14 protein-coding genes are annotated in these 14,163 nt (G+C 62.1%); all 14 read right to left on the bottom strand.

Annotated elements, in window-relative coordinates:
* Positions 1-4 precede the first annotated feature (4 nt).
* The 14 genes from IEV58_RS10805 to IEV58_RS10740 all read right to left on the bottom strand — a co-directional run bounded on the left by IEV58_RS10805 (position 5) and on the right by IEV58_RS10740 (position 14,037).
* Positions 5-1,519, bottom strand: coding sequence for an NADH-quinone oxidoreductase subunit M (locus IEV58_RS10805; protein WP_188409745.1), 1,515 nt, complete (start codon positions 1,517-1,519; stop codon positions 5-7).
* Positions 1,519-3,618, bottom strand: a complete 2,100-nt coding sequence (gene nuoL, locus IEV58_RS10800; protein WP_188409744.1) for an NADH-quinone oxidoreductase subunit L — start codon at positions 3,616-3,618, stop codon at positions 1,519-1,521. Before nuoL ends, IEV58_RS10805 begins: the two co-directional genes overlap by 1 nt.
* A 9-nt stretch (positions 3,619-3,627) precedes the next feature.
* Positions 3,628-3,936, bottom strand: a complete 309-nt coding sequence (gene nuoK / locus IEV58_RS10795) for an NADH-quinone oxidoreductase subunit NuoK (RefSeq protein WP_188409743.1) — start codon at positions 3,934-3,936, stop codon at positions 3,628-3,630.
* Positions 3,937-3,943: 7 nt separating this feature from the next.
* A complete protein-coding gene (locus IEV58_RS10790; RefSeq protein ID WP_188409742.1) occupies positions 3,944-4,558 on the bottom strand; it encodes an NADH-quinone oxidoreductase subunit J in 615 nt (204 codons plus the stop codon).
* Positions 4,559-4,624: 66 nt separating this feature from the next.
* Positions 4,625-5,113 carry an NADH-quinone oxidoreductase subunit NuoI gene (nuoI, locus tag IEV58_RS10785; RefSeq protein WP_188409741.1) on the bottom strand — a complete coding sequence of 163 codons (489 nt, stop codon included), beginning with the start codon at positions 5,111-5,113 and terminating at the stop codon, positions 4,625-4,627.
* 17 nt (positions 5,114-5,130) lie between these two features.
* Entirely contained in the window at positions 5,131-6,156 is a 1,026-nt protein-coding gene (gene nuoH / locus IEV58_RS10780; protein WP_188409740.1) for an NADH-quinone oxidoreductase subunit NuoH, read from the bottom strand.
* A 9-nt stretch (positions 6,157-6,165) separates the two neighbouring features.
* A complete protein-coding gene (locus IEV58_RS10775) occupies positions 6,166-6,885 on the bottom strand; it encodes an aspartate/glutamate racemase family protein (protein WP_188409739.1) in 720 nt (239 codons plus the stop codon).
* Between the two features lie 8 nt (positions 6,886-6,893).
* Positions 6,894-8,969, bottom strand: coding sequence for an NADH-quinone oxidoreductase subunit NuoG (nuoG, locus tag IEV58_RS10770; protein WP_188409737.1), 2,076 nt, complete (start codon positions 8,967-8,969; stop codon positions 6,894-6,896).
* Positions 8,970-8,975: 6 nt separating this feature from the next.
* Positions 8,976-10,280, bottom strand: coding sequence for an NADH-quinone oxidoreductase subunit NuoF (gene nuoF, locus IEV58_RS10765; RefSeq protein WP_188409736.1), 1,305 nt, complete (start codon positions 10,278-10,280; stop codon positions 8,976-8,978).
* Between the two features lie 8 nt (positions 10,281-10,288).
* The gene (gene nuoE / locus IEV58_RS10760) at positions 10,289-11,248 is read right to left on the bottom strand and encodes an NADH-quinone oxidoreductase subunit NuoE (RefSeq protein ID WP_188409735.1); all 960 of its coding nucleotides are present in this window, start codon (positions 11,246-11,248) and stop codon (positions 10,289-10,291) included.
* A gap of 27 nt (positions 11,249-11,275) precedes the next feature.
* A complete protein-coding gene (locus IEV58_RS10755) occupies positions 11,276-12,466 on the bottom strand; it encodes an NADH-quinone oxidoreductase subunit D (RefSeq protein ID WP_188409734.1) in 1,191 nt (396 codons plus the stop codon).
* A 2-nt stretch (positions 12,467-12,468) separates the two neighbouring features.
* Positions 12,469-13,074 carry an NADH-quinone oxidoreductase subunit C gene (locus IEV58_RS10750; protein WP_229729424.1) on the bottom strand — a complete coding sequence of 202 codons (606 nt, stop codon included), beginning with the start codon at positions 13,072-13,074 and terminating at the stop codon, positions 12,469-12,471.
* A 22-nt stretch (positions 13,075-13,096) separates the two neighbouring features.
* Positions 13,097-13,681 (bottom strand): NuoB/complex I 20 kDa subunit family protein, encoded by a 585-nt coding sequence (locus IEV58_RS10745; protein ID WP_188409731.1) that lies wholly within the window; start codon positions 13,679-13,681, stop codon positions 13,097-13,099.
* Entirely contained in the window at positions 13,672-14,037 is a 366-nt protein-coding gene (locus tag IEV58_RS10740) for an NADH-quinone oxidoreductase subunit A (RefSeq protein ID WP_188409729.1), read from the bottom strand. The genes IEV58_RS10745 and IEV58_RS10740 overlap by 10 nt, the downstream gene beginning before the upstream one ends.
* Positions 14,038-14,163 lie beyond the last annotated feature (126 nt).

Below are 14,163 nucleotides of genomic sequence, written 5' to 3'. Positions count from 1 at the left end.
CTCGTCAGCGCGGTGCCACAGCGGCCGTTTCGGCCACCATGCGGATCGCGGCTGTCGCGTTGGTGATAAGATTGTCGACGGAGGCGGCGGTCGCATCCAGGATCGGCACGGGCCAGACACCGAAGAGGATCGTCAGCACCACAAGCGGAACGAAGATCGCGACCTCCCGGACGTTGAGATCCGTCATCTCCCGGAGGCTCTGCTTCTCCAGCGCGCCATAGACCACGCGCCGATAGAGCCAGAGCGCATAGGCCGCTGAAAGAATGACGCCCGTGGTGGCGAAGAAGGCAACCCAGGTGTTGGCCTCGAAGGCTGCCAGCAGCGTCAGGAATTCGCCGACGAAGCCCGAGGTGCCGGGAAGCCCGGCATTGGCCATGGTGAACAGCATGAAGATGGTGGCATAGACCGGCATTCGGTTCACGAGGCCGCCGAAAGCGGCGATCTCACGGGTGTGAAGCCGGTCATAGATGACACCCACGCACAGGAACAATGCGCCGGAGATGAAGCCGTGGCTGATCATCTGGAACAGCGCGCCCTGAACGCCCTGCTGCGTCATCGTGAAGATGCCCATGGTGACGAAGCCCATGTGCGCCACCGAGGAATAGGCGATCAGCTTCTTGATGTCCTCCTGCATCAGCGCCACCAGCGAGGTGTAGATGATGGCGATGACGGACATGGCGAAGACCAGCGGCGCAAAAAAGTCGGACGCCAGCGGGAACATCGGCAGCGAGAAGCGCAGGAAGCCGTAGCCGCCCATCTTCAGAAGGATGGCCGCCAGAATGACCGATCCGGCTGTTGGGGCTTCGACGTGCGCGTCGGGAAGCCAGGTATGCACCGGCCACATCGGCATCTTCACCGCGAAGGAGGCGAAGAAGGCGAGCCAGAGCCAGGTCTGCATGGATGCCGGGAACTGATGGCCGAGCAGAGCCGCGATATCGGTGGTGCCGGCCTCCCAATACATGGCCATGATGGCGAGCAGCATCAGCACCGAGCCGAGCAGCGTGTAGAGAAAGAACTTGAAGCTGGCGTAGACACGCCGCTTGCCGCCCCAGACACCGATGATGAGGAACATCGGGATGAGGCCTGCTTCAAAGAACACATAGAACAGCAGCAGATCCAGCGCGCAGAAGACGCCGATCATCAGCGTCTCCAGCACCAGGAAGGCGATCATATATTCCTTCACCCGCTTCTCGACCGAGGTCCAGCTCGCCAGGATCGCGATCGGCATGATGAAGGTGGTGAGGACGACGAAGAGCACGGAAATGCCGTCGACACCCATGTGATAGGTGATCGAGGAGCCCATCCATTCGGCGCGCTCCACGAACTGGAAGGCGGTCTCGTTCGGATCAAACTCGACCAGCACAAGGAGCGATACGAGGAAGGTCGCAACCGTCGTCCAGAGCGCGACATGACGGGCATTGCGCACGGCGGCCGTGTCGTCGCCGCGGATCATGAGAATGAACAGCACGCCTGCCAGCGGCAGGAAAGTGATGACGGAGAGGATTGGCCAGTCGATCATCAGTGCGTTCCGAACATGAACCAGGTGAAGAGAGCGGCCACGCCGATGAGCATGGCGAAGGCGTAGTGATAGACGTAGCCGGTCTGCAGACGGACCACGCGGTTGGTGACGTCGACGACCCAGGCCGATACGCCATCCGGGCCGAAACCGTCGATCAGCCAGCCGTCACCCTTCTTCCAGAGGAAGCGGCCGAGCCATTTGGCCGGGCGGACAAAGATCGCGTCATAGAGCTCGTCGAAGTACCACTTGTTGAGAAGGAAGCGGTAGAGGACGTCGTGCTCGCGGGCGAGCTGCGCCGGCAGGCGCGGATGGGCGATGTAGAAGTACCAGGACAGCACGAAGCCCGCGGCCATCATGATGAAGGGCGAGGCCTTCACCAGTGCCGGCACGTGATGCATCGCCTCGATGATCTCAGGGTGGTCGCCACCGGCCAGCGTTCCTTTCCAGAACTCGGCATAGCCTTCGCCGACGAAGCCACCATAGAAGATCATCCCCGCCAGGACGGCACCGGCCGAAAGCACCATCAGCGGCACTGTCATCACCAGCGGCGATTCATGGACGTGCTTCATGGTTTCCAGCGACGCGCGGGGGCTGCCGTGGAAGGTCATGAAAATAAGGCGCCAGGAGTAGAACGACGTCATTCCGGCGGCAACGACCAGCAACCAGAAGGCATAGTCGGGGATCGCACCCTCGGCCGCGAAAGCGGATTCGATGATCGCGTCCTTGGACAGGAAGCCTGCAAAGCCGAAGTGCGTCAGCGGAATGCCGAAACCGGTCAATGCCAGGGTGCCGATCACCATCATCCAATAGGTCAGCGGGATGAGACGGCGCAGACCGCCCATCCGGCGCATATCCTGCTCATGGTGCATGGCATGGATCACGGAGCCAGCGCCCAGGAACAGCAGCGCCTTGAAGAAGGCATGCGTGAAGAGATGGAAAATACCGGCCGAATAGGCGCCGACACCCAGCGCAACGAACATGTAGCCGAGCTGCGAACAGGTCGAATAGGCGATGACACGCTTGATGTCGTTCTGCACCAGGCCGACCGTTGCCGCGAAGAAGGCGGTCGTGGCTCCGATGAAGGTGACGAAATGCATGGTGTCGGGCGCGGCCTCGAACACCGGCGACATGCGCGCCACCATGAAGACGCCGGCCGTGACCATGGTCGCAGCGTGGATCAGAGCGGAAACCGGCGTCGGGCCCTCCATGGCATCAGGCAGCCAGGTGTGCAGGAAGAACTGGGCCGACTTGCCCATGGCGCCGATGAAGAGAAGGAACGACAGGATCGTCAGGGCGTGGAACTCGTGCCCGAGGAAGACGAGGTTCGCTTCCGCCTGCGCCGGCACTGCGCCGAAGATCGCGTCGAAGGTCACGCTGTCGAACAGGAAGAACACGCCGAAGATGCCGAGCGCGAAGCCGAAGTCACCGACACGGTTGACGACGAAGGCCTTGATGGCGGCGGCATTGGCCGAGGGCTTGGTGTACCAGAAGCCGATCAGCAGATAACTCGCAAGACCCACGCCTTCCCAACCGAAGAACATCTGCACCAGGTTGTCGGACGTCACCAGCATGAGCATGGCGAAGGTGAACAGCGACAGATAGGCGAAGAAGCGGGGCCGCTGCGGATCTTCGTGCATGTAGCCCATGGAATAGAGATGCACGAGCGCTGACACCGTGTTGACCACGATCAGCATGACCGCCGTCAAACTGTCGATCCTGAAGGCCCAGTCGATGGTCAGATCGCCGGAGGTGATCCAGCGCAGAACCTCGATGCGGGTGGCACCCTCACCCTGCGTGACGCTGAAGAATGCGACCCAGGACAGAACGGCGGCCACCATCATGAATCCGGTGGTGATGAACTCCGCCGGGCGGGCGCCGGGCGCGATCGGATGTTCCGGCGCGTGGTGATGATCATCATGACCGCCGTGGCCATGGCCGTGATCGTCATGGGTGTGCGGGGCATGGCCATGGGAGTGGCCGTGATGACTGCCTCCCTCGACAACAAGCTCGGCCCGCCGGGTGCGGGCACCGCCCACCAGCGTAATGGCGCCCGCGATAATTGCACCCAGCAGCGGCAGAAAGACGATAGCGTGATACATGGCCGCTGCTCAGCCCTTCATCATGTTGATGTCTTCAACCGCGATGGAGCCGCGGTTGCGATAGAAGACGACGAGAATGGCAAGGCCGATGGCCGCCTCGGCGGCCGCCACCGTCAGGATCAGCAGGGCGAAGATCTGCCCAACGAGATCCCCCGAGAACGTGGAGAAGGCGACCAGATTGATGTTGACCGCGAGCAGGATCAACTCGATCGACATCAGGATGACAATGACGTTCTTCCGATTGAGAAAGATGCCGATGACCCCGAGCGTGAAGAGGATCGCGGCGACCGTCAGATAATGGCTGAGACCGACTTCCATGATGCTTTCAGACCCCTTGTCCGGGACTGACCTTCTTGATGTCGAGGCTGTTGGCAGGGGTGCGGGCGACCTGCGCGCTGATGTCTTGGCGCTTGACGCCTTCCTTGTGACGGAGCGTCAGGACGATGGCGCCGATCATGGCGACCAGCAGGATGAGCCCGGCCGCCTGGAAATAGAACAGATAATCCGTGTAAAGAACCCGGCCGATCGCCAGTGTGTTGGAAACATCGGCCACGGGTGGAACCGGCGTTGCCCGGAGCGCCTCGGCCCCTGGAGAGGCGGCCCAGCCGCCCACAACCAGGACCAGCTCCGCGACGAGGATAAGGCCGACGAGGCCACCGACCGGCAGATACTGCAGGAAGCCGTGGCGCAGAGCGACGAAATCCACGTCCAGCATCATGACGACGAATAGGAAGAGCACCGCCACGGCGCCGACATAAACCACCACGAGGATCATGGCCAGGAATTCGGCGCCCATGAGCAGGAAGAGGCCAGCCGCATTGACGAAGGCGAGGATCAGGAACAGCACCGAATGCACGGGGTTTCGCGCCGCGATGACCATGAAGGCCGACGCGACGGTGATCCCGGCAAAGAGATAGAAGAAGGCGGACGCCAGACTCATACCCTGTCCCCGTTGCGGCCGGACCCGGCCGCTTTCGTGATTCTCATGCTCATATCGCCTTAGCCGTCAGCGGTAAGGCGAGTCGAGAGCGATGCGACGTGCGATGTCGCGCTCCCAGCGATCACCGTTCGCGAGCAGCTTCTCCTTGTCGTAAAGAAGCTCTTCGCGGGTTTCGGTGGCGAATTCGAAGTTCGGACCTTCGACGATGGCGTCCACCGGACAGGCTTCCTGGCAGAAGCCGCAGTAGATGCATTTCACCATGTCGATGTCGTAGCGGGTGGTGCGGCGCGTGCCATCGTTGCGGCGCGGGCCCGCCTCGATGGTGATGGCCTGGGCGGGACAGATGGCCTCGCACAGCTTGCAGGCAATGCAGCGCTCTTCGCCGTTGGGGTAACGGCGCAGCGCATGTTCGCCGCGGAAGCGCGGGCTGATCGCACCCTTTTCGAAGGGATAGTTGAGGGTGGCCTTCGGCTTGAAGAAGTAACGCATGGCCAGAACGAAGGCCGCTACGAACTCCGACAGAAACAGCGAACGGGCCGCTTGATCGAGACGCATGTTCTTAACTCCTCGCCTCAGGGCGCCCAGCCCATGAACTGGATGACGCCGGCGACGATGACGACCATGGCGAGCGAGATCGGAAGGAAGACCTTCCAGCCCAGGCGCATCAACTGGTCATAGCGATAGCGTGGCACGAAGCCCTTGACGGCGGCGAACATGAAGAACACCCCGAACACCTTGACCACGAACCAGAAGATACCCGGCAACCAGGTGAAAGGCGCGAACGGGAATGGAGGCAGCCAGCCGCCGAGGAACAGGATCGTCGTCAGCGCGCACATGGTCATGATCGCTGCATATTCGCCAAGCATGAACATCATGTATGGGGTCGAGCCGTATTCCACCATGAAGCCGGCAACCAGTTCCGATTCCGCTTCCGGGAGGTCGAACGGCGGACGGTTGGTTTCTGCCAGCGCCGAGATGAAGAAGATTACGAACATCGGAAACAGCGGCAGCCAGTACCAATTCAGCAGGCCGTAAGCTCCGTTCTGCGCTTCCACGATCGCCGACAGGTTCAGCGACCCTACGCAGAGCAGCACCGTGATGATGACGAAGCCGATGGAGACCTCATAGGACACCATCTGTGCCGCAGAGCGCAGCGCGCCGAGGAAGGCGTACTTCGAGTTGGAGGCCCAGCCGCCCATGATGACGCCATAGACGCCAAGCGACGAGATCGCGAAGATGTAGAGAATGCCGACATTGATATCGGCGATCACCCAGCCTTCCGCCACCGGCACGACCGCCCAGGCCGCGAGCCCCAGCACGCAGGTGACGAGCGGGGCCAGCAAGAACACGCCCTTGTTCGCGCCCGACGGAATGACCGGCTCTTTGAGCACGAACTTCAGAAGGTCGGCGAAGGATTGGAAGAGGCCGAAGGGCCCAACCACGTTGGGGCCGCGCCGCAGCTGGATCGCCGCCCAGATCTTGCGGTCGGCCAGCAGGCAATAGGCGATGAAGATCAGCAGCGAGACGAGCAGGAGAACGCTCTGTCCCGCCATGATGGCAAGCTGAAGGAGGTAGTCGCTGAAGGTCGCCAGATCCATCGTTCTGTCCTACTCCGCCGCGCTGCGGCGGAGATTGTCGTCAAGCGCCGCGGCAAGCGCCGCATCGGCATGAATTTCGGTCGTATCGAACACCGGAACCGAAACATTCCCGGCGTTTAGCAGGAGTCCGACTTCTGTGCAGCCAAGGATGAGGCAATCGGCCCCCTCTGCGACAAGACGCGCGGCCATCGTCTCGAAGGCAGACCGGGATCCCTCGGTGACGATACCCTGGCAAAGCTGATCATAAATGATGCGATGGATCTCGGCGCGATCCTCTTCTCCGGGCACCAGCACGTCAAAGCTGTGATAGTCGCGCAGCCGGCCCGTATAGAAATCCTGCTCCATGGTGAAGCGGGTCGCTATCAATCCCGGCCGCGCGCAGCCGGTGGCGCGGATGGCGTGGGCTGTGGCATCGGCGATATGCAGGAAGGGAATGTCCACCGTTGCCGCGATGACATCGGCCACTTTGTGCATGGTGTTGGTGGCGAGCAGGATCATGTCCGCCCCTGCCCGCTCCAGTCGTTCGGCGATGCCGGCGAGATATTCGCCCGCCTCATCCCAGCGCCCTTCGTTCTGCATCCGGGCGACGATGTCGAAGTCGACCGACCACAGCAGGATGTCCGCCGAATGGAGACCACCAAGCACATCGCGGGCGCGATCATTCAGGCGCTTGTAGTAGAGCGCCGTCGATTCGCAGCTCATTCCGCCGATGATACCGATGGTCTTCATGGGCTCCCCTACTCCGCCGCCTGCTGTCCCGCGCGAGAGGCGGCAAGCGCGCTGCAGTCGGCCATGATCTTCGAAGCCCGAGCGATGGGATTGGTCAGGTAGAAATCGCGGATCACATTGGCAAAGGTCGCCTTGCCGAGCTTGCCCGCCCTGCCTTGAGCGAGCTTGCTGACGCCAGCCGTGTCTCCGGCCGCGATTTCGTCGACGCCCGCGAAATGCGGATAGGCGTCAACGAGGGCCTGCCGAACCTGCACGAGCGAATCGTAAGGCAGCGTGTGGCCGAGCACCGCCGACAGCGCCCGCAGGATCGCCCAATCCTCGCGCGCTTCCCCAGGGGGAAAGATGGCGCGGTTGGCCTGCTGCACACGGCCCTCGGTGTTGACGTAAAGACCGCTCTTTTCCGTATAGGTCGCGCCGGGCAGTATCACGTCGGCGCGGTGAGCGCCGCGATCACCATGCGTGCCCTGGTAGATGACGAACGGCCCCGCCGGGACGTCGATTTCATCGGCGCCGAGCAGGAACAGGACATCGAGCGCGCCGGGCGCCAGCATCGCGGCGACATCCTTGCCGCCCTTTGCCGGCACGAAGCCGAGATCCAGAGCGCCAACGCGGCTGGCAGCGGTGTGCAGGATCGACAGGCCGTTCCATTCCGCCGTCACATTGCCGGCAAGACGTGCCGCGAGGCTGAGGATGGCCTGTCCATCTTCGCGGGCAAGAGCGCCCTGCCCCACGATCACCAGCGGACGCGCCGCGCCTCTCAGGACTTCGCTGAAGCTGTGGCTGCCCTCGGCGATCTCCGACAGCGTGTCGGGACCGGCGCCGAGATAGTCATAGGTATAGGTCAGATCGGCGTGTTCACCCACGACGGCGATGCGCACATTGCCCATCCGCCACCGCTTGCGAAGGCGGGCGTTGAGCACCGGTGCTTCCAGACGCGGATTGGAGCCGATGATCAGAATGGCATCGGCCTGCTCCACGCCGGCGATCGTCGGATTGAAGAGATAGCTGGCCCGTCCCCGTGAGGGATCGAGCCTGGCTCCATCCTGGCGGCAATCGATGTTGGGGCTGCCGATACGGCCCATCAGATTCTTCAGCGCGAAGATCTCTTCCACCGCGGCGAGATCACCAACGATAGCGCCAACCCGTTCCGGCTGTGCCTTCTTCATCCGCTTCGCGATGACCTCGAAGGCTTCGGTCCAGGTCGCCGGGCGCAGCTTGCCGCGCTCGCGCACATAGGGGCGATCGAGCCGCTGGCTCTTCAACCCGTCCCAGATGAAGCGGGTCTTATCGGAGATCCATTCCTCGTTGATCTCCTCATTGAGCCGCGGCAGCACGCGCATCACCTCACGGCCGCGGGAATCGACCCGGATGGCGCTGCCGAGCGCATCCATCACGTCGATGGATTCGGTCTTTGCAAGCTCCCAGGGTCGCGCCTGGAAGGCGTAAGGCTTCGAGGTCAGCGCACCCACCGGGCACAGGTCGATCACATTGCCCTGGAGTTCGGAAGACATGGCGCTTTCCAGATAGGTGGTGATCTCCATGTCCTCGCCGCGTCCGATCGCGCCGAGTTCAGACACGCCGGCAACCTCGGTGGCAAAACGCACGCAGCGGGTGCAGTGGATGCAGCGGTTCATGCTCGTCTTCACGAGCGGGCCGATGTATTTGTCCTCAACCGCGCGCTTGTTTTCTGAGAAGCGGTTTTTGTCCACGCCATAGGCCATGGCCTGGTCCTGCAGGTCGCATTCGCCGCCCTGGTCGCAGATCGGGCAATCCAGCGGATGGTTGATGAGCAGGAACTCCATCACGCCTTCGCGGGCCTTCTTCACGGTCTTGGAACGCGTGATCACTGCTGGCGGCTCGCCGTTCGGCCCGGGCCGCAGGTCCTTCACGGCCATGGCGCATGACGCCACCGGCTTCGGGGCGCCCTTCACCTCCACAAGGCACATGCGGCAGTTGCCGGCGATGGAGAGTCGCTCATGGAAGCAGAAGCGCGGCACTTCCGCGCCACCGGCTTCGCAGGCCTGAAGAAGCGTTGCTTCGGCGGGAACCTCGATCTCGAGACCGTCGATGATGATTTTGGCCATTGTGCCCTACTCCGCCGCGACGGGAATGATGGTGTCCCCGCGCGAACGCGCTGAATAATCGTCGATGCGCTTTTCGATTTCGTGCCGGAAATGCCGGATCAGTCCCTGCACCGGCCAGGCCGCCGCGTCGCCGAGCGCGCAGATGGTGTGACCTTCCACCTGATAGCTGACATCCAGCAGGAGATCGATCTCGCGCTTCTCCGCCTCGCCACGCGCCATGCGCTCCAGCACGCGCCACATCCAGCCCGTGCCTTCGCGGCAGGGGGTGCACTGGCCGCAGCTCTCGTGCTTGTAGAAATGGGCGAGACGAGCGATGGCGCGGACGATGTCGGTGGACTTGTCCATGATGATGACGGCCGCGGTGCCGAGACCCGACTTCAGGTTCCGCAGCGTATCGAAATCCATGGAGAGATCGTCACACTGCGATGCGGGGATGCAGGGCACCGAGGAACCGCCCGGGATGACGGCCATGAGATTGTCCCAGCCGCCGCGAATGCCGCCGCAGTGCTTCTCGACGAGCTCACGCAGGGTGATGCCCATCTCCTCTTCCACATTGCACGGCCGCTCCACATGGCCGGAAATGGAGAAGAGCTTCGTGCCGACGTTGTTGGGCTTGCCGAGACCAGCGAACCAGGAGGCGCCGCGCCGCAGGATGGTGCCGGCAACTGCGATGCTCTCGACATTGTTGACCGTCGTCGGCGCGCCGTAGAGGCCCATATTGGCCGGGAACGGCGGTTTCAGACGCGGCATGCCCTTCTTGCCTTCAAGGCTTTCGATCAGCGCCGTCTCTTCGCCGCAGATATAGGCGCCTGCGCCGTGATGCACATAAAGATCAAAGGGATAGTCGTGGATGTTGCTCTTGCCGATGAGGCGGGCTGCATAGGCCTCGTCCACGGCCGCCTGCAAGCGCTCCTTCTCGCGGACATATTCGCCGCGAATGTAAATGTAGCAGGCATGCGCGCCCATGGCGAAGGAAGCAAGCATGCAGCCTTCGATCAGGAGGTGCGGATCATTGCGCATGATCTCGCGGTCCTTGCACGTTCCGGGCTCGGACTCGTCGGCGTTGACCACGAGGTAATGTGGTCGGTCGCCCACCTGTTTGGGCATGAACGACCATTTCAGGCCGGTCGGAAAGCCGGCGCCGCCACGGCCGCGCAGGCCCGACGCCTTCATCTCTTCGATGATCCAGTCACGTCCCTGCTGAAGGAGGAACTTGGTGCCATCCCAGGCACCACGCTTCTTGGCGGCCTCAAGCCCCCAGGGGTGCAGTCCATAAAGATTAGTGAAGATCCGGTCGCGATCCTGCAGCATAGCGGGCCTCACTCACCCTTCGGCGCTTTGGGCGCCCGAGTTTTCTTGACGTTGTCCTGGCCATCAACAGCGTTCAGACCGTTGCCGGGAGCACTTGCGGAAGTCTTTGCTTTCACCGCACGCGGTTTTACCCGTTTGGGATCCGGAGAGGTCGCCGGGTCCGAGGCCGGAACCGACCTTTCAGCCGCCGCCTGATCCGCCGGCTTGATGGCGGGCTTGCCTTTCGCGGCACGCTCGCCCGGATTATCGGCCGCAAGCTTCTCTCCGGGGCTGGGCGCCTCCGGCTTGGCGGCCTCTGTAGGGGCCTGCTCAGGAGCTTTGGCTTCATCGAAGCGCTTGCGCCAGGCACCGATGACCGAACCATCGAAAAGCGTCTCATCGGTGAGCGAGGTTGGTCCTCCGCTCGGGCAGGATGCGGCGCGGCCGGTCTGCGATCCGGGTGTCACGTCCTTGCCTGCCCTGAGGTCGTTGAGCATGGCCTCGAAGCTCTCTGGCGTCAGATCTTCATAATAATCGTAGTTGATCTGAACCATGGGCGCATTGGCGCAAGCGCCAAGGCATTCGACTTCCAGCCAGGACATCGTGCCGTCGGCGGAAAGCGTCTTTTCCGGGCCGATCACCTTGCGGCATACGTCTTTGAGTTCATTGGCGCCGCGCAGCATGCACGGTGTGGTGCCACACAGCTGGACCAGATGGCGCCCCACCGGCTCCAGGTTGAACATGGTGTAGAAGGTCGCAACCTCCAGTACGCGGATGAAGGCCATGCCTAGCATGTCGGCGACCACCCGGATTGCCGGTTCGGGCAGCCAGCCGCCGTGCTGCTCCTGGGCCTTCCACAGCAGCGGGATCACCGCAGAGGCTTGGCGGCCCTCGGGGTATTTCGCAATCTGGGTATTGGCCCAGGCGATATTGTCAGGCGTGAAAGCGAAGCTTTCGGGCTGCTGTTCAGCGAGGCGGCGTACGGACATTTTAAAGGCGTCCCATATCTTTCGTCATCACCGGTCGATCTCGCCGAAAACGATGTCGAGCGAACCGAGCACAGCAGTGACGTCGGCGAGCTGATGCCCGCGGCAGAGGAAATCCATGGCGGCAAGATGGGGGAAACCGGGCGCGCGGATCTTGCAGCGATAAGGCTTGTTGGTGCCGTCCGAGACGAGATAGACGCCGAACTCGCCCTTGGGCGCCTCGACGGCGGCATAGACCTCGCCTTCCGGCACGCGATAGCCCTCGGTGTAGAGCTTGAAGTGGTGGATCAGCGCTTCCATGGACCGCTTCATCTCCGCCCGCTTGGGCGGCACGATCTTGTTGTCCATGGAGGATACCGGCCCCTGCCCTTCGGCCGACAGAAGCTTCTCAACACACTGCAGCATGATCCGAACGGACTGACGCATCTCCTCCATGCGGATAAGATACCGATCGTAGCAATCGCCCGTCTTGCCCACGGGAATGTCGAAATCAAGCTCGGAATAGCACTCGTAGGGCTGCGCGCGGCGCAGGTCCCAGGCCGCGCCCGCACTGCGGATGTTCGGTCCCGAGAAGCCATAGGCCCAGGCATCTTCCAGCGAGATGCCGCCGATATCCGCGGTCCGCTGCTTGAAGATACGGTTTCCGGTCACGAGTGCGTCGAGGTCGTCGAGAAGTTTCAGGAACGGACCGCAGAAGGCGCCGATATCTTCGACGAGCTTGGTCGGAATATCCTGGTGGACGCCGCCCGGCCGGAAATACGCGGCATGCATGCGCGCGCCCGATGCACGTTCATAGAAGATCATCAGCTTTTCGCGATCTTCCATGCCCCACAGCGGCGGCGTCAGTGCGCCAACGTCCATGGCGAAGGTGGTCACATTGAGGATGTGGCCCATGATCCGGCCAATCTCGGAGAACAGTACCCGGATCAATTGGCCGCGCTTGGGCACTTCCAGTTCCAGCAGCTTCTCGACCGCGAGCGCGAACGCGTGCTCCTGATTCATGGGCGCGACGTAATCAAGCCGGTCGAAGTAAGGCACGGCCTGGAGATAGGTCTTGGCCTCGATCAGCTTTTCCGTGCCGCGATGCAGGAGCCCGATATGCGGGTCGACGCGATCGACGATCTCGCCATCGATATCAAGCACCAGGCGCAGCACGCCGTGGGCCGCCGGATGCTGCGGCCCGAAATTGATCGAGAAATTGCGAATCTCGGCTTCGGCCATGATCAGTTTGCCTTTGCCTTTTCGTCGCCTGGGAGCACGTAATCGGTGCCTTCCCACGGCGAAAGGAAATCGAAGTTGCGGAATTCCTGCGTCAGCCGTACCGGCTCGTAGACCACGCGCTTCTCCTGGTCATCCCACCGCACCTCGACATAGCCCGTCAGCGGGAAGTCCTTGCGCAGCGGATAGCCTTCGAAGCCGTAGTCGGTGAGGATACGGCGCAGGTCCGGATGGTCGGAGAAGAAGATGCCATAGAGGTCGTATGTCTCGCGCTCGAACCAGTTGGCCGCCGGAAACACATCAACCACGCTGGGAACTGGCGTTGTCTCGTCGGTCCGCACGGTCACCCGCACGCGCTGGTTCTGGCTCGGCGACAACAGGTGGTAGACGACGTCGAAACGCTGAATGCGCGAGGGATAATCAGCGCCGCAAACATCAACGAATGCAGTGAACTTGCAGCTCGGATCATCTCGCAGGAACGTCATGATCCGCACGATGTTTGCCGCAGGCGCATCGATCGTGAGCTCGCCGAACGCGATCCGGTAGCCGGACACCGCCGGGCCGAGCTCGCCAACGATGTGCTCGCCGAGATCCTTCAGGTTCTCGTCCAGTGACGCCATCTTCAAAGGCCTCTTAACGCTCGATGGTACCGGTACGGCGGATTTTCTTCTGCAGCAGCAGCATGCCGTAGAGCAGCGCCTCTGCGGTCGGCGGGCAGCCGGGCACATAGACGTCAACAGGCACAATGCGGTCGCAGCCGCGCACCACCGAATAGGAATAATGATAGTAGCCGCCGCCGTTGGCGCAGGATCCCATGGAGATCACATAGCGCGGCTCAGGCATCTGATCGTAGACCTTGCGCAGCGCAGGCGCCATCTTGTTGGTCAGCGTGCCGGCGACGATCATCAGGTCGGACTGACGCGGGCTCGCCCGCGGCGCGAAACCGAAGCGCTCGGCATCATAGCGCGGCATCGACATCTGGATCATTTCGACGGCGCAGCAGGCAAGTCCGAAGGTCATCCACATCAAGGAGCCGGTGCGGGCCCAATTGATGACATCATCGGTCGAAGTAACGATGAAGCCCTTATCGGCCAGTTCGTTGTTGATCTCGGCAAAAAACGGATCGGTTGCGCCAACGGGTTTTCCGGTCGCAGGATCGAGCACGCCTGTCGGGCGCGGCGCCACCAGTGTCTGCCGGGAGTTTGCAGTCAATCCCATTCAAGGGCTCCCTTCTTCCATTCATAGACGAAGCCGACGGTGAGCACGCCCAGGAACACCACCATGGACCAGAAGCCGAACAGGCCGATGTCACCGAAGGCAACTGCCCAGGGGAACAGGAAAGCGACTTCCAGGTCGAAGATGATGAACAGGATCGCCACGAGATAGAAACGCACGTCGAATTTCATGCGAGCGTCGTCGAAGGCGTCGAAGCCGCACTCGTAGGCCGATAGTTTCTCCGGGTCCGGATTTTTATAGGCCAGGAGAAATGGCGACACGAGAAGCGCCAACGCGATGACGAGGGAAACGCCAATGAAGACGACGAGTGGAAGATATCCGGCGAGAAGCTCGTTCATGGCACCGTCTGAGGCTGATTGTAGAGCGGCGAGGCCGCCGCCCCTTCCTAGCTCCAACCGGTTAAATAAGAACGCCTGGTGCGTTTTACCAGCCAGTTTGGAGTCAATCTGAATTCGGCACGGGAG

The organism is Agaricicola taiwanensis (genome assembly GCF_014635245.1).
GTDB classification, from domain to species: Bacteria; Pseudomonadota; Alphaproteobacteria; order Rhizobiales; family Methylopilaceae; genus Agaricicola; species Agaricicola taiwanensis.
This window is presented reverse-complemented; position numbering and strand designations above follow the sequence as displayed.

Excerpts from the sequence above, each read along its gene's own strand:
- IEV58_RS10805 (WP_188409745.1), bottom strand. The coding sequence starts at position 1,519 with ATGATCGACTGGCCAATCCTCTCCGTCATCACTTTCCTGCCGCTGGCA.
- nuoL (WP_188409744.1), bottom strand. The coding sequence starts at position 3,618 with ATGTATCACGCTATCGTCTTTCTGCCGCTGCTGGGTGCAATTATCGCG.
- nuoK (WP_188409743.1), bottom strand. The coding sequence starts at position 3,936 with ATGGAAGTCGGTCTCAGCCATTATCTGACGGTCGCCGCGATCCTCTTC.
- IEV58_RS10790 (WP_188409742.1), bottom strand. The coding sequence starts at position 4,558 with ATGAGTCTGGCGTCCGCCTTCTTCTATCTCTTTGCCGGGATCACCGTC.
- nuoI (WP_188409741.1), bottom strand. The coding sequence starts at position 5,113 with ATGCGTCTCGATCAAGCGGCCCGTTCGCTGTTTCTGTCGGAGTTCGTA.
- nuoH (WP_188409740.1), bottom strand. The coding sequence starts at position 6,156 with ATGGATCTGGCGACCTTCAGCGACTACCTCCTTCAGCTTGCCATCATG.
- IEV58_RS10775 (WP_188409739.1), bottom strand. The coding sequence starts at position 6,885 with ATGAAGACCATCGGTATCATCGGCGGAATGAGCTGCGAATCGACGGCG.
- nuoG (WP_188409737.1), bottom strand. The coding sequence starts at position 8,969 with ATGGCCAAAATCATCATCGACGGTCTCGAGATCGAGGTTCCCGCCGAA.
- nuoF (WP_188409736.1), bottom strand. The coding sequence starts at position 10,280 with ATGCTGCAGGATCGCGACCGGATCTTCACTAATCTTTATGGACTGCAC.
- nuoE (WP_188409735.1), bottom strand. The coding sequence starts at position 11,248 with ATGTCCGTACGCCGCCTCGCTGAACAGCAGCCCGAAAGCTTCGCTTTC.
- IEV58_RS10755 (WP_188409734.1), bottom strand. The coding sequence starts at position 12,466 with ATGGCCGAAGCCGAGATTCGCAATTTCTCGATCAATTTCGGGCCGCAG.
- IEV58_RS10745 (WP_188409731.1), bottom strand. The coding sequence starts at position 13,681 with ATGGGATTGACTGCAAACTCCCGGCAGACACTGGTGGCGCCGCGCCCG.
- IEV58_RS10740 (WP_188409729.1), bottom strand. The coding sequence starts at position 14,037 with ATGAACGAGCTTCTCGCCGGATATCTTCCACTCGTCGTCTTCATTGGC.